An 18,912-nucleotide genomic window follows, 5' to 3' on the forward strand; every position below is an offset into this window, starting at 1 on the left:
TGTAGCATGGCTCGTATTGCCGGCGTAAATATTCCTTCTGCAAAGCGCGTTGAAATCGCCCTTACCTATATTCATGGTATCGGTCGCGCTAAGTCGAAGGAAATTTTAGCAAAAACAGAAATCGACCCGAATCGTCGCGTGAACACGCTGACGGAGCAGGAAGTCATCAAATTGCGCGAAACGATTGACGCGGATTACTCGGTAGAGGGTGATCTTCGCCGCGAAGTTTCGATGAACATTAAACGTCTCATGGACCTTGGTTGCTATCGCGGTCTGCGTCACCGTAAGAAATTACCGGTGCGTGGTCAGCGTACGCATACGAACGCTCGTACCCGTAAGGGTAAGGCGATCGCTATTGCCGGCAAAAAGATGGTCACGAAGTAAGGCATAGGTAATCACAATGGCAAAAGACGATAAAGCCTCAGCTCCCAAAAAGAAGGACCGTAAGAACGTTCCTGTGGGCGTGGCACATGTGAACGCAACGTTCAACAACACCATCATCACCATCACCGATCCGTTCGGCAACGCAATTGCGTGGTCATCTTCGGGCGCGAATGGTTTCAAAGGCTCGCGTAAGTCGACGCCGTATGCTGCACAAGTTGCTGCCGAAGTGGCAGGCCGCAAGGCACTTGAGCATGGTATGCGCACCGTCGAAGTTCGCGTGAAAGGCCCAGGCGCTGGTCGCGAATCAGCTCTGCGTGCGCTTTCAGCCGTTGGCTTCAACATCACGTCGATCAAAGACATCACGCCGGTGCCACACAATGGCTGCCGTCCGCCGAAGCGTCGTCGCGTGTAATCGAATTATTGGAAGGGAACTACCATGAGTGCATTGTTGAATAAAAACTGGAAAGACCTGATTAAGCCTTCAAAGATCGATATCAAGCCTGTTGCTGGTGATGCAAAGAAAGCAACGGTCGTTGCTGAGCCTCTCGAGCGCGGTTTTGGTATGACCTTGGGTGTGGCGCTGCGCCGCATTCTGCTCAGCTCATTGCAAGGTGCTGCAGTAACAGCGATTAAAATCGAAGGTGTATTGCATGAGTTCAGCTCGATCCCAGGCGTACGTGAAGATGTGGTGAACATCGTTCTCAACGTGAAAGATTTGAAACTGAAGGCGCACAGCCCAGACCGTAAGCGTATGGTGCTCAAAGCCAATGAAGCAGGTGAAGTGACTGCTGGCATGATTCAGACGGATTCGGATGTTGAGATCTTGAACAAAGACCTCGTGATCTGCACGCTGGATAAAGGTGCGTCGATTCACATGGAGATGACGGTTGAAGTGGGTAAAGGTTACGTGCCTGCATCGCAAAACCGCCCTTCGGATGCTCCGATTGGTTTGATCCCAGTAGACGCACTCTTCTCACCTGTTGAGAAAGTGTCCTACCGTATTGAGAACGCACGTGTTGGTAACCGTACCGACTACGACAAGCTGACGCTCGATATCGAAACCGATGGTTCGATCAGCCCTGATGATGCAGTGGCACTGTCTGCACGTATTCTGCAAGACCAGTTGCAACTCTTCATCAACTTCGAAGACCTGCCAGAAGTAAAAGAGAAGAGCGCGGAAGAAGAACTGAAGTTCTCACCGTACCTCCTCAAGAAAGTGGACGAGTTGGAGTTGTCAGTACGTTCGGCGAACTGCCTGAAGAACGACAATATCGTCTATATCGGTGACTTGGTGCAGAAGTCGGAGAGCGAAATGCTCAAGACCCCGAACTTCGGCCGCAAGTCGCTTAACGAAATCAAAGAAGTTCTCGGCAATATGGGCCTGCGCTTCGGTATGGAAATTACCGGTTGGCCACCTGAGAACATCGAAGATCTCGCCCGTAAATTCGAAGATCCGTACTAGAGCCGGATTGGAAGGAAATAGGAGTTTATCATGAGACACCAAGTTGGAGGCCGTAAGCTGAATCGCACCGCATCGCACCGTAAGGCGATGTTCGCGAACATGGCGTGCGCGCTCATTAAACACGAGCAGATCTTCACGACCCTGCCGAAGGCAAAAGACCTTCGTCCGATCGTTGAGAAGCTCATCACCGCTGGCAAAAAGGGTGACCTTGCTGCCCGTCGTTTGCTCATCGCGCGTCTGCGTGACGAGAAAATGGCTGACAAGGTGATCAAGACACTTTCGGCTCGCTACAAAGACCGTAAGGGTGGTTACACCCGCGTTCTGAAAGCGGGTTTCCGTTATGGTGATTCTGCACCAATGGCGATCATCGAGTTCGTTGACCGCGATGAGTCAGCACGTGGCCAAGATTCAGGCCCAATCGCTGAGACGACTGGCGAAGAAGCTGCCGCGTAAGGCATTTTGAGTGCGAGGGAACTCTTTGTTCCCTCGTAACTCTCTCCGTCGCAACAGATCGCTCGGCTGCGGCGTTACAAATAAAAGCGAAGTTAACAACACCATATATGAAAGGCCATCCGAAAGGGTGGCCTTTTCTTTATTTTGGATTACATTCATTGCATGGTCGCGAAGAAACAACCCCAAGACTCGTTATTTGCTGCAGCGGTGCCGTTGCCGCCGCTGCCCGAACAGTTACGCCCCCAGTCGCTTGCCGAGGTCATCGGCCAAGAGCATTTGACTGGTGCTGATGGCACCATCACCCGCATGGTCAAGGCGGCGCATCTCCAGTCCATCATCCTCTGGGGTCCACCAGGTTGCGGTAAAACGACGATTGCCCGACTCATCGCTGATGCGGCGGGTTATGACATTGAGCAGGTGTCGGCGGTAGCATCTGGCGTTGCAGATTTGAAAAAGCACTTCGACGAAGCGCGCAATAAAAAACAAATGGGTAAGCGCCCCGCCTTGTTCATTGACGAGGTGCATCGCTTCAACCGTGCCCAGCAGGATGTGCTATTGCCTGTGCTCGAAGATGGCACGATTACGCTCATTGGTGCGACGACGGAGAATCCGTCGTTCGAGTTGAATTCGGCGCTACTCTCGCGTTGTCGGGTTCTGGTGCTCAACAGGCTCGCGCCAGCAGCGCTGGATGCGTTACTCGTTCGTGCAGAGGAAAAGACGAGCAAGAAGTTGCCGCTTGAGCCAGAAGCACGCGAAGCACTTGTCGCGATGGCCGATGGTGATGGTCGTTACTTGCTGACCATGGTGGAAACGATTCTGGATACGGCACCAAACGATGTATTCAATATCGCTGGGCTCGCAGCCCTGTTGCAAAAGCGCCCACCTGTTTACGACAAGGCGCAGGAGTCGCATTATAATCTGATTTCGGCGCTGCATAAATCGCTGCGCGGGTCGGATGTGAATGCTGGGCTTTATTGGTTCGCCCGCATGTTGGCAGGGGGCGAAGACCCGCTTTATATTGCGCGCCGACTGATTCGCTTCGCGGTGGAAGATATTGGCATGGCCGACCCACAAGCATTGACGCAGGCCATGGATGCAACGGCTGCTTATGAACGCTTAGGTTCACCCGAAGGTGAGCTGGCGATTGCGCAAGCGGTGATTTATTTGGCGACTGCGCCTAAGTCGAATGCGCAATATGTTGCATTCAAAGCGGCACAAAAATCTGCGGGCGAGCATGGCTCGCTCACGCCGCCTGCGCATATATTGAATGCGCCAACGAAGCTGATGAAGGAATTAGGCTACGGCAAGAATTATGATTACGACCATAATGCCGAAGATGGTTTTTCTGGTCAGAATTATTTCCCTGATGGTATGGCGCGCGAAGAATATTATGCGCCTGTTGAGCGCGGTTTCGAGCGCGAGATACAAAAGCGCTTAGAGTATTGGGCAAAGCTGCGGGAGAAGCGCAATGCTTAATGTATTATTAGTTGCGGCAGGTGGTGCAATAGGTGCGGTAGCGCGTTACGGCACGGCGCATGTTGCCAAACAATTCTTTGCATTTCCTGTTGGCACGATGGTGGTGAATATTCTTGGCTCGTTGTTGATTGGCATGCTCATGGCCAAGTTGCAAAGCGAGCCTGCGAAGCTTTTGCTGGTGACGGGTGTATTGGGTGGGTTCACCACCTTCTCGGCATTCTCGTGGGATATATTGCAGTTATTACAGAAGCAGCAATTTGCTGCAGCGGTGATTTATGTTCTGGGGAGTGTTTTGCTCTCGCTTGTTGCGGTGTATCTGGGTTATAGCATTATCAAATGAGCAAAACCTATACAGTGACGGACGAAGATGATGGCGCGAGGCTTGACCGTGTGATTGCGCGTCGCGTGCAGGAGATTCCGCACGGCGTGTTGCAGAAAATGCTGCGCAAAAAAGATATCCGCCTTGATGGCAAGAAAGCCGAAGCCGCAACGCGTGTGGCGATAGGGCAGGTGATTGAGTTGCGCATTGACTATAAGCCGCCCGAGAAAGCGCCGCGTGAGCGTGCGAAGAAAGAGCGGGTGGAGCTTAAGCACTTCCAGATTGCCGAGGCGCAGTCATGGGTGATTCATAAGGACAAAGAAATTATCGTCATCAACAAGCCGCCGGGGATTGCGACGCAGGGCGGCACGGGTATTACCAAGCATGTTGATATGATGTTGCCTGCGCTGCAATTTGATGCAGATGCACCACCGAAGCTGGTTCACCGTATCGACAAAGACACGAGCGGTATTTTGATTCTGGCGCGTAGCGGTAAGGTGGCGACGGAACTGCAAAAGCTCTTCGCATTTAAAGATCTGCAAAAAACCTACCTCGCGCTGACGGTAGGTGTGCCGCAGCCTTATGAAGGCGAGATTGAATCGAAAATTGAAAAAGCCAGCAGCACAGATTACGAAAAAATGCGTAGCGGCGATGAGGGCAAAAAAGCCGTGACGGTGTATAAGGTGCGCGAGGCGCTGGCGGGTAAATTCGCGCTGGTCGAGCTGATGCCGATTACGGGGCGCACGCACCAATTGCGCGTGCATATGGCAGAGATGAATTGCCCCATCATGGGTGATGGGAAATATGGTGGCGAGAAAGCCCATGTGGGCGGCAGCGCTGGCATTAGCGGCAAGATGCACCTTCATGCGTGGAAGGTGGAGCTGCCCGCATTCATGGGGCGCAAACCCATGACGCTGGAGGCAGAATTGCCTGACCATTTCAAACGTTCACTTGATGTGTTTGAGTTATCTCTCGATGAATAAAAAGCGTTTCTATACGACGGTGGCCGTCGAGCCATTTGAATCTGAATATGCGGTATTGCTTGATGGCAAACCCATCAAGACACCTGTTGGCACGGTGCTGCGTGGCAGCGAGGCATTGGCAAAAGCAATGGCCGCGGAGTGGGAATCACAAACCGAGACCATCAACCCCGATAAAATGCCCATTACCCGTATCGTGAGCATTGCGCGTGACCGCGTGCCGCAAGACCGCGCGTTGTTGATTGATGATATTGTGAATTATGCAGGCAGTGATTTGCTCTGCTATCGCGCAGAAGGTGAAGTGGGTGTGCTACAGGCCAAACATCACCAGCCTGTGCTCGACTGGGCGGCGGGGCGGGGCATAGTGCTTCATGCCACCGAAAGCGTGATGCCAATTGCGCAGCCCGAAGCATCCCTCGCCAAGGTGCGCGAGTTATTAAGTAGCGCAAGTGATTTAGAACTAGCCGCGCTGGCAATGGCGACACCGCTACTGGGTTCGGCGGTACTGGCCTTAGCTATCTGGAGAGGCGCTATCAGCGTTGAGGGTGCGGTCACCTGCGCACGGGTGGATGAAGACTTCCAAGCCATCAAATGGGGGCAAGACCCCGAGGCCAAAGCGCAATGGCTGAAGCGTGAGGTGGATATACGCGGTGCGGCGGCAGTTTTAGCCTTTTTTCTTGACAGTTAAGTTGTTGAATTAACTTATTAAAAATCTTTCTCCACACCCCCCAAAAATGATGCTTTGCTGGGCCTTTATGTCGTGCTAAACGGGCGGCTTGCGTAGCTTTTGCTGCGCTGCGAGATATAAGCAACCAGAGCCCCAGAGGGTCAATGAACGCCGTTTCGATTGTGAAGGAACTGGAACTTAAACGCGAGGCCGCCCGCCATGGTGGTGGCGCTAGCCGTATCGATACTCAGCACGACAAAGGGAAGCTCACGGCGCGTGAGCGTCTTGAGGTATTGCTCGATCCCGATTCGTTCGAGGAGTACGACATGTTTGTGGAGCATCGCTGCACAAACTTCGGCATGGAAAAAACTAAAGTCCCCGGCGACGGGGTGGTGACGGGTCACGGCACCATCAATGGCCGTTTGGTGTTCGTCTATTCGCAGGACTTCACCGTATTGGGTGGTTCGCTTTCCGAGAATAACGCCAAAAAAATCTGCAAAGTGCAGGATATGGCGATGAAAATGGGTGCGCCGATCATTGGTCTCAATGACTCGGGCGGGGCGCGTATTCAAGAGGGCGTGGATTCGCTTTCGGGCTTTGCCGAAATTTTCCAACGCAACGTGTTGGCTTCGGGTGTGATTCCGCAAATCTCAGTCATCATGGGGCCATGCGCAGGTGGTGCGGTCTATTCACCCGCGCTGACCGACTTTACCATCATGGTGCGTGGTTCGAGCTACATGTTCGTAACGGGCCCTGAAGTTGTGAAGACCGTAACCCACGAAGAAGTGACGCAGGAAGAGCTTGGCGGTGCAGATGTGCACGGCAAGCATACTGGCGTTGCCGATATGGTCTATGACAATGATATTGAAGCGTTGATGCAAGTGCGACGCTTGGTGAACTTCTTGCCGCTTTCGAACCGTGAAAAGCCGCCAGTGCGGCCGACGGAAGATCCCGCCGATCGCGTTGAGATGGCGCTGAACACCGTAGTGCCTGATAACGCGAACAAGCCTTATGACATGTTCGACGTAGTAAAGCGCGTGGTGGATGAGGGTGAGTTGTTTGAGATCCAACCTGACTTCGCAAAAAATATCATCGTCGGTTTTGGTCGTATGGAAGGCCATACGGTGGGCTTCGTTGCCAACCAGCCGATGGAAATGGCGGGCTGTCTGGATATCGATGCGTCGCGTAAAGCAGCGCGTTTCGTGCGCTTCTGTGATGCGTTCAATATTCCGCTTGTTACCTTTGTCGATGTTCCGGGCTTCTTGCCAGGCACGTCGCAGGAACATAACGCGATTATTCGTCATGGTGCGAAATTGCTTTATGCTTTTGCTGAGGCAACCGTGCCGAAGATTACGGTCATCACCCGCAAATCCTATGGTGGTGCATACATCGTGATGGGTTCGAAGCATTTGCGTAACGACATTAACTACGCGTGGCCTTCGGCTGAGATTGCAGTGATGGGACCAGAAGGTGCCGTTGAAATTATTTTCAAAGGTAAACTCAAAGACAAAGTTGAAATTGATGCGGCGGTGGAAAGCTACCGCGACAATTTCGCGTCGCCCTTTGCGGCTGCCGCGCGTGGCTACTTGGATGATGTGGTTCGCCCGCAGAATACACGTTGGCGTATTTGTCGCGCACTCGCCATGCTCCGCGAGAAGAAGCTCGAAAATCCGTGGAAGAAACACGACAACCTACCGCTCTAAGGAGACTGCTAATGGTTTGGCTTGACGCAAAAGGTTTGGAAAAAGACTGGAAAGAAAACCCGCGCTGGAAAGGCGTGACGCGACCCTATTCAGGTCAGGATGTGGTGAAGCTGCGCGGCAGCTTGCCGATTGAATATTCGATTGCTTCGCACACTTCGAAAAAGCTATGGGACGCAATGGGCAAGGAGCCGTATGTGAACGCGTTGGGCGCGCTTACGGGCAACCAAGCCATGCAGCAAGTGAAGGCTGGGCTGAAGGCGATTTACCTCTCTGGCTGGCAAGTTGCGGCGGATGCGAATTTGGCGGGCGAAATGTACCCTGACCAATCGCTTTACCCTGCAGACTCTGTTCCTTCTGTCGTGCGCCGCATCAACAACACGCTGCGCCGTGCGGATCAGATTGATTCGAGCGAAGGCAATATCGGCAAGACCGACTGGTTCCAACCGATTGTTGCAGACGCGGAAGCAGGCTTTGGCGGCAACCTCAACGCCTTCGAGTTGATGAAGCAGATGATTGATGCAGGCGCCGCAGGTGTGCATTGGGAAGACCAGCTTTCGAGCGCGAAAAAATGCGGCCATATGGGCGGCAAAGTATTGGTGCCGATTCGTGAGCATATCGAGAAGTTGATTGCAGCGCGTTTGGCTGCCGACGTATGTGGCGTGCCTGCGATTATTGTGGCGCGTACGGACGCGAATGGTTCCTATCTCGTGACCTCAGACGTTGATCCGCGTGATGCGAAGTTCATTAAAGAAGGCCGCACGGTAGAGGGTTTCTTTAATTATGATGGCGGTATCGATGCAGCGATTAATCGCGGTATCGAGTTTGCGCCTTATGCCGATTTAGTGTGGTGTGAAACCTCGACACCCGATTTGGCAGAAGCGAAAAAATTTGCTGAGGCAATGCATGCAAAATACCCAGGCAAATATCTCGCTTATAACTGCTCACCTTCCTTCAACTGGAAAAAGCATCTTGATGACGCGACCATTGCCAAATTCCAAAAAGAACTCGGTGCGATGGGCTATAAATTCCAGTTCATTACGCTGGCAGGCTTCCATGCATTGAACCACGGCATGTTTGACTTGGCGTGCGCTTATAAAGAAGCGGGCATGGCGGGTTACGTGAAGTTGCAGGAAAAAGAATTTGCTGATGCTGCGCGCGGCTTCACCGCCGTGAAGCACCAGCGCGAAGTGGGTGTGGGGTATTTCGATGCGGTGGCTACCGTCGTATCGCAAGGTAATGCCTCGACGACCGCATTCAAAGGATCAACCGAAGAAGAACAATTCCACTAGGAACAACCCATGTTTAACTCGATTCTGATTGCCAATCGCGGCGAGATTGCTTGTCGCATTATGCACACCGCCAAGAAGCTGGGCATGCGTACCATCGCTGTCTATTCAGAGGCGGACACCAACGCGCTGCACGTGAAAACAGCAGACGATGCGGTCTATATCGGACCATCACCTTCGGTGCGTTCGTATTTGAACGTTGATAATCTGATTTCAGCGATTGACCAGTCGGGTGCAGAAGCGGTGCATCCTGGTTACGGATTCTTGTCAGAGAAAGAGCATTTCGCGCGCGCCGTGATTGAGCGGACGAGCGCAACATGGGTTGGACCAAGCCCGCAGGCGATTCATTCGATGGGCGATAAAATCGAATCGAAAAAGATTGCACGTGCGGCAGGTGTGAACGGCGTTCCGGGTGTGCTTGAAGCGATTTCTGACGTCAAAGAAGCGAAGAAAATCGCCAATGAAATTGGCTACCCTGTGATTATTAAAGCGGCAGCTGGCGGTGGCGGTAAGGGCATGCGCGTGGTGCGCTCCGATAGCGAGCTTGAAGATGGGATGAAAATGGCATCGTCGGAAGCGCGTTCAAGCTTCAATGATGCACGTGTATTCATCGAGAAATATTTTGATTCACCGCGCCACATCGAGATCCAAGTGCTTGCTGACAAGTATGGCAACGTGGTGTCGCTTGGCGAGCGCGAGTGCTCGATTCAGCGTCGTCACCAGAAGGTGATTGAAGAAGCGCCTAGCTCATTTTTAACGCCCGATATTCGTGCGCAAATGTCGGCACAGTCTATCGCGTTGGCGAAGCAGGTGGGTTATGTTTCAGCAGGTACGGTGGAGTTCATCGTTGACCAAGCGGGCAACTTCTATTTCCTTGAAATGAATACCCGCTTGCAGGTGGAGCACCGCGTGACCGAGCTAGTCACAGGTATTGACCTTGTGGAGCAGATGATTCGTATCGCGGCGGGTGAGAAATTGCCCTTCACGCAAGACGATATCAAAACGAACGGTTGGGCGTTCGAGAGCCGTATTTACGCGGAAGATCCCGCGCGTGGGTTCTTGCCGTCGACGGGTCGCATCACCAAATACGAAGAGCCAGAAGCGAAAAGCGGCACGGTCATCGACACCTCGATTTACGAAGGTGGCGAGGTCAGCATGTTCTATGACCCGATGATTGCGAAGCTTTCCATTCATGGCGCAACACGCGAGGCGGCGATTGATGCAATGGTTGAATCGCTTGGTGATTTCACCATTCAAGGCATCGCGCACAATACCAGCTTCTTGCAAGCAGTCTTGTCGCATGAACGTTTCCGCAAAGGCGATATCTCGACCAACTTCATCGAACAAGAATGGCCTGCAGGTTTCACGGGTGCTGAGCTTTCGACAGAAGCGCAAAAAGTATGTATGGCGGTGTCGGTATTCTGCTCGCTAAGGGACATTGAGCGTAACGCACAAATTTCTGGCCAATTGCCTGGCCGTGCACCCGCAATCGGTGCGCGTTGGGTTGTCACGATTGGTGGCAACTCGGTTTCGATTTACGCGCGCAAAAAAGATTACGGCTATGACATTTCCTATGATGAGGGGATGCTGGTCATTCGCTCGAGCTGGAAGCTTGGACGTAAGCTGTTCCAAGGCACGGTGAATGGGCGCCCTGTCAGCGTGCGTGTTGCGCCATTGGCGGACGGTTACCAACTGAGCTACGCAGGTTCGGAAGTGAAGGCCTATGTTCGTACGCTGCGTGTCGCGGAATTGGCTCAGTACATGCCTGTGCGCGAAGTCGTGGTGTCACAATACGAAGTGACAGCGCCGATTGCAGGTCTGATTTCGGCTATCCATGTGCAGGCGGGCGATGTGATTCGCGCTGGCCAGCAACTCTTCGTGATTGAAGCGATGAAGATGGAGAACATTATCTACGCCGATGCGGATGCGAAGGTAAAGGCCGTGCATGTTTCGGCACCTTCAAGTGTTACCGCAGGTCAGCTTGTTATTGAGTTTGAGTCGGGCGAAGACGAAGCGTAAAAAGCGGCTTAACCCGCTTTTGCTTTGCGCATGACCATTGGTTCTGGCTGAATCGCGAGGATGGCTTCCTCATCCACTTCGTCGATTTGTTCTTGGTTCAAGAACATCTCGGCAAATTTACGATACACTTTAGATTGTACAAAAAAGTCTACCAGCTCGGGGTCGAGATGGTTGGTTTTCTTGAACATGCCGATGATTTTCATCGACTCGCTTAAGGTCTTTGGTTTTTTGTATGGGCGGTCGGAGGCGGTTAATGCCTCGAACACGTCGGCGATGGCCATCATACGTGCGGGTAGGGACATGGTGCCTGCAAGCAAACCTTTTGGGTAGCCAGTACCATCCATCTTCTCGTGGTGTCCGCATGCGTATTCAGGCACGCGCTTGAGGTGTTTAGGCCATGGCATGCTTTCGAGCATGTTCACGGTGTGAACCATGTGGTCATTCATGATTTGGCGTTCTTCGGCCGTAATGGTGCCGCGACGAATGGAGAGGTTATACAATTCATTCTCGGTGAGTAGCGGGTGTTCTTGTCCGCCAATATTGACGATGCGTTCACCGATTTTCTTTTGGCGTTCGATTTTCTCGTCCTCTAAGAATTCGCCGCCGATATTGGATGTTTCAATGAAGTTCAATTCGTCTTCAAGCAAACGCATCTCGTCGTCGTACTGAGGTTTGGTGATGGTGCCTTCAAGCAGCTTGATTTTCGCATCGCGTTTCAAGACCTCGAAGCGTGCGCGCACAATATGGATACGGTCGAATATCGTCTCCAGTTTGGTGGCTTTGTCCATGATGTGGACGGGCGTCACCATCTTGCCCGCATCGTGCAACCAACCCGCAATGTGCAGTTCGTATTTTTCTTCGTCTGACATTTTGAAGTCAGCGAACTTACCTTCACTTGTGTTACATGCGGCCTCGGCAATCATTTCTGTCAGCACGGGAACGCGCACGCAATGCGAACCCGTATAGGGCGATTTGGCGTCGATCGCCGATGCCATCATTTTGATGAAGCTTTCCAGAAGCGTTTTCTGGTCCTGAATCAGTGTCTCTTTGTCGATAATAACGGCTGCTTGCGAGGCGAGTGCATCCACCAGTTCGCAGACCTCATCGCTGAAGATGACGGTAGCGCCAGTGTCGGGGTCTTTGGCGTTGATGAGCTGTAAGCAGCCAATGGCCTCGTTGCGGTGGTTAATCATCGGAATGGTTAGTACCGACTTGGTACGGAAACCATATTTCGTGTCGAACTGTTTGGTGCCCGCGAAGTCGAAGTCTTTCGACGCATACACGTCGTGCACGTTGAGGGATTCTTTCGTGACAACGGCTTTGACCACTTGCGTGCGCATGTGCGGCTCGCCCGTCACGGGGTCATATAGGCGGATGACATGGAATGGTGGCTTCTTGCCCGTGGTACCACCGAAACTGATGCCCAGCGAATCCGTGCGCACAATAACATATTCGAGCACGTCCTGTTCAGGGGAGAGGATGTAGAGGGTTCCACCGTCCGAATTGGTGATTTCTTTGGCGGCTAATAGGATGTGTTCAAGCAGAGTGTCGCGATCGCGCTCGCTGGATAGGGCCGCGCCGATTCGCGTCAGGCGTTGGACGAGTTCCACCGCATTTGCTTCGATATGCCTACGATTCATGGGGCGACCCTAGCATGCGAATGGTCAATGGTGAATAGTGAATTATGTAAATCGTGGCCCCTAGCCGACGATTCGCGCCATACTGTTACGCTTGAGCAATGGCACCCTTTTGTACGCCTTCATAGGCGCGCACCGTAAAGCGTGCGGATGGGTCTTGTTTTTTAAGGGTTTGCGCAATGTAGCTGGCGATACATTCAACAGTGGAATCACTATCAATGATACGGCAGCGCGCAGTAGGGTAGGCAAGTGTGAAGCTGCCCTGCTGGGCGCGATAGGCAAACTCGGTCATGCCGTTTTCAGTCTGCGCAATGTCGTCTTGTGTGCCGATATAGGCGCAGAACCAATCCTTCGCCCAAGCTTTCTCAAGATCGTGCGCACGCACATCGTTGCGCAGTATCTGGATGCGTGAGCGGTGCCCATGGGCAATGCGCTGGCAATTACCGCCGTGTTTTTTGAGGCCGTGCACATAGTGATAGGTTGGGTCCTGAGTGGTTTCGTGACGCAGGGTGATTTCAATTCCCTCCACCCCTTTAGGGACAAGCGGTGCAAGCGTGTCTTTGAGGAAGCTAATCATCGCTTCATGGGTGACTGCTTCGCTTTTCAGCAGCGTGACTGCCTCGTGGGGTGAGCGATGTTCAAGCCATTCGCTTTGACCAAAATTCCAACGCAGCGCGAGGTGATCCTTGTGATTATCCAGAACGAGTTGGTGCGAATATTGTGGTACGATCAGCGTGTGATCAATCGAATCATCAATCGCATTCTTGAGTGCTTTTTTGACGTCAGAAAAATCCATCACCATGGACTGGTCATCCAGCAGGCCATCGAGGATTACATCCACCATCCAGCTTTCGCCGAGCATGCCATGCTCAGGATGCAGATAGGCGGAGTCGATCGTCGTTAAATGCTCAACAAATAATTTCATACGAGGCTTATAGCACCTATACGTTGCAGCTCTGTCAATAATGGAACGAGCGCAAGGCCCTTTACCACATCGTGGTCACCTTCAATGTTGCTGAAAAGATGGCGACCAAGGGATTCGAGTTTATATGCGCCGCAACTGCTTAATGGGGCGTCGGCGGCAATGTAGGCTTTGATTTCAGCAGGGGTAAGTGGGCGTACGGTTAGGGTCGCCTGCGCCGTATGCTCCCAAAGGATTTTGCTGCCCTTGGCGATGATAAGACCGTTTGTCTGGGTGTGGGAGTGGCCCGCCAGTGCGGCAAGCTGTAATTCGGCCTTTTCGTGGCTACCAGGCTTATCGAAGATTGTGCCATTGAGGCTGCAAATCTGGTCGGCGCCAATAGTCAGCGCATCGGGGTTTTTCTCACTCACCCAGAGGGCCTTTGCTTTGGCGAGCTCTATCGCCTTCTGGGCAACGTGCAAGTGGGCGAGGGTAGGTTTTAGGGCTTCCTCATCGACACCCGAAGGCAAGACGCTAAAACGCAAGCCGACCTCTTTCAGCATCTGTTGGCGGATGGCCGAGCCAGAAGCAAGAATAAGAGGCGTATGACAGGTGATGCTCATTAGAATGGTGGTGGCGGTGGTGGCGGTGATTTTTTAAACTCCAGCACCTCCGCCTCCAATAATTGTAGATCAAGTCTTGGGCAGCCTAGTTTGTATAGGTTCTGGAAATTTCGTTCTGGTTCCATTAGCGAGCTTAAGGTCAGCACGGCCATCGTGGGTGATCTATCAACCGTTGGGAAGGGCAGCCGTTGTTCTGCAGGAACCACTTCATTAAATTTCCCAATCCAGTAGCCTAAATCTTCAATTCTTTCGTTAAGCTGTGCAACACGATGCTGATATGCATCCCCTTCATAAATCTTGTGATTAGGTATTGGCAAACTAATGCGTATTTCCCCATCACCTAGCTTGGTGAGATTGGGATTCTCATTTACCAACCCATCGAATTTAGCGGTTAGAATAATACTCAATAGGTCAGCATTCTTAGCATCCTCAGCAACGATTGCACGTGCCTCAGCTTCAAGAGCCAACAACTCCAGATTATTTGCCTCTAATGCTCTATCCATGCCGAACGTCTTGGCATTTACGGGCTGGCTGAAGCTCAGTGTTACTCTGTCGGTGCCATCCACGAGCTCATAACTAAATGCTGGCAAGTGCGTGCTGCTATCGTCGAGTGTCGCGTTATAGCGTGCTATCAAGCCCAAAAGCGCTTCTGCTTCCGATGCAACTAATTGCGTTGGAACCACGGTATTTGGTGCATCGTTAGTATTGGTGAAGGTAGCGCGCGCAATGTAAGATTTAATCTCTCGAAACAGTTTCATTTGCTCAAGATTGACAATCTTATCATTGAGCATGTCAGTTCCCTTGCGCAATCATTGCCATGAGTTCACTGCGGCGGTTCGTATCGGTTTTGAATACGCCAAGCATGGCAGAGGTAACGGTGGTGGTGCCCGCTTTGTGCACGCCGCGCGTAGTCATACATTCGTGCGCAGCATCGATGATGACGGCAACGCCGCGTGGCTTCAGCACGCGCTCAATGGTTTCGGCAATCTGGTTGGTCATGAGTTCTTGCGTTTGTAAACGCTTGGCGAACACATCGAGCAGGCGAGCAATTTTGCTGATGCCCACGACTTTCTTATTCGGGATATAAGCAATATGCGCGACGCCGATAATAGGCACCATGTGGTGTTCGCAATGTGATTCAAACTGCATGTTCTTGAGCAGCACGATTTCTTCGTAGTCCTGCACTTCCTCGAAGGTCTTTGCCAAGACATCTTCAGGGTCTTGATCATAGCCTGCGAAAAATTCACGGTATGCGTCCACCACGCGTTGTGGTGTATCGCGTAGGCCTTCACGCATTGGATCATCGCCCGCCCAACGAATCAGGGTTTTAACGGCTTCTTTTGCCTCGGTCTCGGATGGGCGCGGAAACGGCGCATTCTCATTGGCAGGTTGGCTAGCGTCTGCGGGTAATTTGTTTTTAGGTAATGTCATATATATTCCTTGGGTTTCTGAAGGCTATATACGCGATATGCCATGAAATACAAGGGAAAGGGCATAGGGAAACTATGCGTTTTCACCGTTAGTTTGCTGCGATAATATGCGGTTCAAAGTGGCTATTTGCGAGGCAGCTTCTGCGTTACGAGCGTCCCGCAACTCACGGGCCTCTGCCGTTTCGGGAACATAGTCGCGCTGGATCTGTGTCGCAGTTTGGCTGGTATTGCCATAATTGCCAAAGATGTTGGCTGCGATTTCGAGTACCTCGCGACGCGGGTCGTTGGCAGAAAAATCCTCGCGGCGAGGCATGCGCTGCGTTTCTGCTAAGCGTTGGTAATCCGCAAATGTCTGGCCGTTAATGCTAGGCATGCATTCTGCAGCAACCCCCATATTGGCAAGGTGCACGAATCCTTCGCCGCCACTGATAGCCTGACCATTAATGGTCACCATATTAAATTGTGCGCCCGTGAAATCGACGCCAGCAATGTTAACATTATCAAGCGTTACATTGCGCCAGATAGTGCCTTGAAGCTGGCTGTTGAGGCCAATCGTTGCTTCACTGATACTGCTGTTACTGATAATCGCGCCCGCTTCAGCGCAGAAGGTGATGATGCTGGTCGCAGCGTCTGATTTGAGTTCGTTCAGTTGCGCGCCTGCTTCCATGGTGATGTGCATAGTGGCGCCGCGCACGTTGCATTGCTCGACGATGGCGAATTGCTGTAAGTGCAATGTGCCGCCTTGCGTCTCGGCGAAGCTGATATCGCGGTAGGTGCCGCGTGGTAGCACCAATTCGTCTTCCTGTCCCATGCCTCGGAAAATCACGCCGTTCATGGTGACATTGGCAACTTCTTCGTTGCACAGGCTATTGAAGGTGGTGGCTGGAATGAAGCAAACATCCTGCAAGTGCGCGCCTGATAAATCCAATTCCAGACCGCGCTCCTGAAGGTTCAGGCCAAGCGGGTCGTCGTCACTCGTGAGGTACTCGACGTCTTTCTGACGGAATACAAAGTCCTTGATCGTATGCCCACCTAAGTCACCGAACTGCTGGATGTTGTAAGGTGTTGCGCCTTCAGGAAGTGCGGCATTGGCTTCCTGCATCACAAGGCCTGCGGCACGGTAATAATCTTTGAGGTCAATCGAAGGTGGCTCGCCATCGCGTGCGACGGCGATGCGGCGTGCTTCTGCCAGTGCGGTCTCACGTAAAGAAAATAGGGTGCTGCGCGCGCTTTCCAACTGCACTGTTTCGCGGTCGTCGCCATGCAGCGAGAGAGAATCGCGTAATTTACTAAGTGTTCGAAGCAGTGCCATAGGGTTAGTGTACCTCACATTTGCTTAAAATTTTATTAACATTTGATGAGGCGAAAATATTTATGAGCGGGCTGAACGACTCTTTAGAATTTTCTTATAATCCTCAAGTTGAGAGCCAGCGCTGCGCCCTGTGGATAAGCTGATAATCCCCTAAAATTTTAACTAATTATGGAGGGGTTTTAGGTCTAAAAAAACCTGTTTTACGTTAACCATTCATTAAGCCTATGTGGGTAAGTTGGGCAGACAAAAACGTCTTAGGGCAACGACCTTAAGAGCATAACAGGGAATAAAAGACTTGGTAAGCATTAGCACAGGAGAACGCGGCCTAGCCGCGCGCGCCGATTTAGATCGGTTCATATCTGCCGAAGAGATCGCTGATCTTCGCAAGGTATTGGGCTTGGATCAATCTGCGCCCGCCTCTTCTTTCGATGCGACCAACGCTACAGCACTTGCCGATTATGCTGACGCGCTTTCTGGTTTCATAAGAATAGCGGATGATAGGCCAACGGCAGGCGAGTTGCGCTCGGCGCTAGAGGACGTATTCCAGCTTGATGGATTCATTCCAAGTGCTCAGACTGAACTTCAAGATAACATTGAAGCACTGGTGGATGCGGTGACTTCAAAAGAAATTGACGAGGCGATTGATAACCTGCTTGCAGGTCTTGATCTCTCGGATGATGACGCCCGCGCGCAAGCAGATGTAGCAATACGCAGCATTCGTAATGCGACTACGCGTGGCGATTTGGCAAGTGCTGTAAGCCAAGCATCAACTCTGTTAACTTCGGCAGTGGGCGCTGCCCAAGCGCGTGAGGTTTTAGAGCGTCAGCAACGTATTGAGCAGGCGCGCCAAGAGCTTAACAGGATGTATGATGACTTGTTCGGTAAAGATACCGCAGAGCGTAGGGTAGTAGCTGATATTCAAAGTCGTATTGATAATGGCACAGCAACTGACGAGGATCGTGATACTTTGGATCAAATGATCGCTGATGCACGTCGAAGTCAAAGCCTCCTCAGGCAAGGCGTGGTAGGTACGCCAACGCCTCAACAATCTGCGATAGCAGATGCTGCAGTTGCCGACACGCTTCGCCGCGTAGATACCCTGAGAGATGAAATAACTGAAACTACAGCGCCTAGCGCACCTAGTGTTACTGCAAATGCAGTCGTAAACGATGAGGCAGCGCTACTGGGATTAGATGAGCCAGTGCAACAGGTTGCGTACTTTAATCCTGATGATAGCAATCAAGCAAATTTACCAAATTCGCTTGATTCTTTAAGAGCCGTTGCCGCTAACCCTAATAGTAATTTATCTTCGGTAATCAGCACTTAATTGCACCTTAACTATTTTTTCACCAAACCGTCATCAAACTGTCATGTTCTAGGTCTAATCCTTGGTTATTCGCTAACCACAGGAGAAGAAGACCATGGTACCCACACTTAATACCGCAGCGCTTGCTGTTGTCGACGCCCTTAAATCTAGCTTGATTGGACAGGGAGCATCATTTGATGCCGCTCCAACGGATGGGTTTACGGCAATACAATACACGCAGCCCAGCCCAACTAGATATCAAGAAAGGCTTGCGGAGTTGAATAGTATTGTCCCACCACGTGGCAATACGGTTGTACATAATGGTCAAAGGGTGTCATCCATCTACACTCAAGCAGAGTTTGACACGATACAGCGTGAAGTGGTTAGCTTAGTTGCGCGCGCTAATGAGAGATATGTTCTGACCCCTGAGCAAGAGGCTGAAATACGTCGTTCAGCAACCAGAACACAGGGGCTCATTGCACTGCGTAATCGGGGTGCGGCTTTGGTCGGTAACCGAGATCGTGGGGTCATCGGATTTATTGATAGCATTCAATTAGACAGCGGTCTTACTTGGGATGAAACTGAAAGGTTTATTAATACCGAGATTCCAGCACGTAATGCCATTCTCAGGGAAGACATTCAAACTCTTGAGAGACAGCCTGGTCTACAGTTGCGACAATCCGACCTTACGCCACGTGCACCAGAAGCATCGTCTGTTGGCGGCACTACTGCTAGTTTAAACCCTAGCTCCTACCAACCACCAGAACCGACTGCTGCGGATTTTTTTGAAATTACAGCAAACATTCCAAAAACCCCGCGCATTATCGAAACTGCTATTGCAGCGTAAGGGTTAACATTACCCACTAACCAAACCCCGCCCACTGATAAGGTTGGCGGGGGTTTTTTATTGGCTAGAGCCGCCCTGCAAGCGGGTGTTGTGAGTTTGCGGGAACT

Annotated in this window: 19 protein-coding genes; 13 read left to right on the forward strand and 6 right to left on the reverse strand. The window is 51.8% G+C overall.

From position 1 onward, the window contains the following. Window positions 1-6 precede the first annotated feature (6 nt). The 11 genes from rpsM (at window position 7) to J0M34_09085 (ending at window position 10,749) form a co-directional block, all read left to right on the forward strand. Window positions 7-384 (forward strand): 30S ribosomal protein S13, encoded by a 378-nt coding sequence (gene rpsM, locus J0M34_09035; GenBank protein ID MBN8544393.1) that lies wholly within the window; start codon window positions 7-9, stop codon window positions 382-384. Between the two features lie 16 nt (window positions 385-400). Continuing rightward, window positions 401-796 carry a 30S ribosomal protein S11 gene (rpsK, locus tag J0M34_09040; protein ID MBN8544394.1) on the forward strand — a complete coding sequence of 132 codons (396 nt, stop codon included), beginning with the start codon at window positions 401-403 and terminating at the stop codon, window positions 794-796. Window positions 797-829: 33 nt separating this feature from the next. Beyond that, window positions 830-1,846, forward strand: a complete 1,017-nt coding sequence (locus J0M34_09045) for a DNA-directed RNA polymerase subunit alpha (GenBank protein ID MBN8544395.1) — start codon at window positions 830-832, stop codon at window positions 1,844-1,846. 30 nt (window positions 1,847-1,876) lie between these two features. Further along, window positions 1,877-2,299, forward strand: a complete 423-nt coding sequence (gene rplQ / locus J0M34_09050; GenBank protein ID MBN8544396.1) for a 50S ribosomal protein L17 — start codon at window positions 1,877-1,879, stop codon at window positions 2,297-2,299. 162 nt (window positions 2,300-2,461) lie between these two features. Further along, entirely contained in the window at window positions 2,462-3,775 is a 1,314-nt protein-coding gene (locus J0M34_09055) for a replication-associated recombination protein A (protein MBN8544397.1), read from the forward strand. After that, complete coding sequence (gene crcB / locus J0M34_09060) at window positions 3,768-4,115, forward strand: fluoride efflux transporter CrcB (protein ID MBN8544398.1); 348 nt, start codon at window positions 3,768-3,770, stop codon at window positions 4,113-4,115. The genes J0M34_09055 and crcB overlap by 8 nt, the downstream gene beginning before the upstream one ends. Next, window positions 4,112-5,077: an RluA family pseudouridine synthase gene (locus J0M34_09065; GenBank protein ID MBN8544399.1), complete on the forward strand. Its 966-nt coding sequence runs from the start codon at window positions 4,112-4,114 to the stop codon at window positions 5,075-5,077. Before crcB ends, J0M34_09065 begins: the two co-directional genes overlap by 4 nt. After that, entirely contained in the window at window positions 5,070-5,762 is a 693-nt protein-coding gene (locus J0M34_09070; protein ID MBN8544400.1) for an ATPase, read from the forward strand. Before J0M34_09065 ends, J0M34_09070 begins: the two co-directional genes overlap by 8 nt. Window positions 5,763-5,905: 143 nt before the next feature. Then, entirely contained in the window at window positions 5,906-7,444 is a 1,539-nt protein-coding gene (locus J0M34_09075; GenBank protein ID MBN8544401.1) for an acyl-CoA carboxylase subunit beta, read from the forward strand. 11 nt (window positions 7,445-7,455) lie between these two features. Continuing rightward, window positions 7,456-8,733, forward strand: a complete 1,278-nt coding sequence (aceA, locus tag J0M34_09080) for an isocitrate lyase (protein ID MBN8544402.1) — start codon at window positions 7,456-7,458, stop codon at window positions 8,731-8,733. A 9-nt stretch (window positions 8,734-8,742) separates the two neighbouring features. Continuing rightward, window positions 8,743-10,749, forward strand: coding sequence for an acetyl/propionyl/methylcrotonyl-CoA carboxylase subunit alpha (locus J0M34_09085; GenBank protein ID MBN8544403.1), 2,007 nt, complete (start codon window positions 8,743-8,745; stop codon window positions 10,747-10,749). Window positions 10,750-10,757: 8 nt separating this feature from the next. Here J0M34_09085 and J0M34_09090 read toward each other — a convergent pair whose 3' ends face one another. The 6 genes from J0M34_09090 to J0M34_09115 all read right to left on the reverse strand — a co-directional run bounded on the left by J0M34_09090 (window position 10,758) and on the right by J0M34_09115 (window position 16,652). Next, a complete protein-coding gene (locus J0M34_09090) occupies window positions 10,758-12,389 on the reverse strand; it encodes a GAF domain-containing protein (GenBank protein ID MBN8544404.1) in 1,632 nt (543 codons plus the stop codon). A gap of 85 nt (window positions 12,390-12,474) precedes the next feature. Beyond that, the gene (locus J0M34_09095; GenBank protein MBN8544405.1) at window positions 12,475-13,311 is read right to left on the reverse strand and encodes a 6-carboxytetrahydropterin synthase; all 837 of its coding nucleotides are present in this window, start codon (window positions 13,309-13,311) and stop codon (window positions 12,475-12,477) included. Beyond that, window positions 13,308-13,910: a septum formation protein Maf gene (gene maf, locus J0M34_09100; GenBank protein ID MBN8544406.1), complete on the reverse strand. Its 603-nt coding sequence runs from the start codon at window positions 13,908-13,910 to the stop codon at window positions 13,308-13,310. The genes J0M34_09095 and maf overlap by 4 nt, the downstream gene beginning before the upstream one ends. Next, the gene (locus J0M34_09105; GenBank protein ID MBN8544407.1) at window positions 13,910-14,701 is read right to left on the reverse strand and encodes a hypothetical protein; all 792 of its coding nucleotides are present in this window, start codon (window positions 14,699-14,701) and stop codon (window positions 13,910-13,912) included. The genes maf and J0M34_09105 overlap by 1 nt, the downstream gene beginning before the upstream one ends. A 1-nt stretch (window position 14,702) precedes the next feature. After that, window positions 14,703-15,341: a GTP cyclohydrolase I FolE gene (folE, locus tag J0M34_09110; GenBank protein ID MBN8544408.1), complete on the reverse strand. Its 639-nt coding sequence runs from the start codon at window positions 15,339-15,341 to the stop codon at window positions 14,703-14,705. Between the two features lie 72 nt (window positions 15,342-15,413). After that, window positions 15,414-16,652, reverse strand: a complete 1,239-nt coding sequence (locus J0M34_09115; protein MBN8544409.1) for a pentapeptide repeat-containing protein — start codon at window positions 16,650-16,652, stop codon at window positions 15,414-15,416. Between the two features lie 295 nt (window positions 16,653-16,947). Here J0M34_09115 and J0M34_09120 point away from each other — a divergent pair, with 295 nt between their 5' ends. Beyond that, window positions 16,948-17,979, forward strand: coding sequence for a hypothetical protein (locus J0M34_09120; protein MBN8544410.1), 1,032 nt, complete (start codon window positions 16,948-16,950; stop codon window positions 17,977-17,979). Window positions 17,980-18,073: 94 nt separating this feature from the next. Beyond that, window positions 18,074-18,805 (forward strand): hypothetical protein, encoded by a 732-nt coding sequence (locus J0M34_09125; GenBank protein MBN8544411.1) that lies wholly within the window; start codon window positions 18,074-18,076, stop codon window positions 18,803-18,805. Window positions 18,806-18,912 lie beyond the last annotated feature (107 nt).

The sequence above is a fragment of the Alphaproteobacteria bacterium genome (assembly GCA_017302575.1).
Classification (GTDB): domain Bacteria; phylum Pseudomonadota; class Alphaproteobacteria; order Rickettsiales; family UBA3002; genus JAFLDD01.

Bases quoted from the DNA above. Each gene is read 5' to 3' on its own strand.
- maf (MBN8544406.1), bottom strand. From the start codon at position 13,910: ATGAGCATCACCTGTCATACGCCTCTTATTCTTGCTTCTGGCTCGGCC.
- J0M34_09075 (MBN8544401.1), top strand. From the start codon at position 5,906: ATGAACGCCGTTTCGATTGTGAAGGAACTGGAACTTAAACGCGAGGCC.
- J0M34_09105 (MBN8544407.1), bottom strand. From the start codon at position 14,701: ATGCTCAATGATAAGATTGTCAATCTTGAGCAAATGAAACTGTTTCGA.
- aceA (MBN8544402.1), top strand. From the start codon at position 7,456: ATGGTTTGGCTTGACGCAAAAGGTTTGGAAAAAGACTGGAAAGAAAAC.
- J0M34_09065 (MBN8544399.1), top strand. From the start codon at position 4,112: ATGAGCAAAACCTATACAGTGACGGACGAAGATGATGGCGCGAGGCTT.
- J0M34_09125 (MBN8544411.1), top strand. From the start codon at position 18,074: ATGGTACCCACACTTAATACCGCAGCGCTTGCTGTTGTCGACGCCCTT.
- J0M34_09095 (MBN8544405.1), bottom strand. From the start codon at position 13,311: ATGAAATTATTTGTTGAGCATTTAACGACGATCGACTCCGCCTATCTG.
- J0M34_09085 (MBN8544403.1), top strand. From the start codon at position 8,743: ATGTTTAACTCGATTCTGATTGCCAATCGCGGCGAGATTGCTTGTCGC.
- crcB (MBN8544398.1), top strand. From the start codon at position 3,768: ATGCTTAATGTATTATTAGTTGCGGCAGGTGGTGCAATAGGTGCGGTA.
- J0M34_09090 (MBN8544404.1), bottom strand. From the start codon at position 12,389: ATGAATCGTAGGCATATCGAAGCAAATGCGGTGGAACTCGTCCAACGC.
- rplQ (MBN8544396.1), top strand. From the start codon at position 1,877: ATGAGACACCAAGTTGGAGGCCGTAAGCTGAATCGCACCGCATCGCAC.
- J0M34_09115 (MBN8544409.1), bottom strand. From the start codon at position 16,652: ATGGCACTGCTTCGAACACTTAGTAAATTACGCGATTCTCTCTCGCTG.
- J0M34_09055 (MBN8544397.1), top strand. From the start codon at position 2,462: ATGGTCGCGAAGAAACAACCCCAAGACTCGTTATTTGCTGCAGCGGTG.
- J0M34_09070 (MBN8544400.1), top strand. From the start codon at position 5,070: ATGAATAAAAAGCGTTTCTATACGACGGTGGCCGTCGAGCCATTTGAA.
- folE (MBN8544408.1), bottom strand. From the start codon at position 15,341: ATGACATTACCTAAAAACAAATTACCCGCAGACGCTAGCCAACCTGCC.
- rpsM (MBN8544393.1), top strand. From the start codon at position 7: ATGGCTCGTATTGCCGGCGTAAATATTCCTTCTGCAAAGCGCGTTGAA.
- rpsK (MBN8544394.1), top strand. From the start codon at position 401: ATGGCAAAAGACGATAAAGCCTCAGCTCCCAAAAAGAAGGACCGTAAG.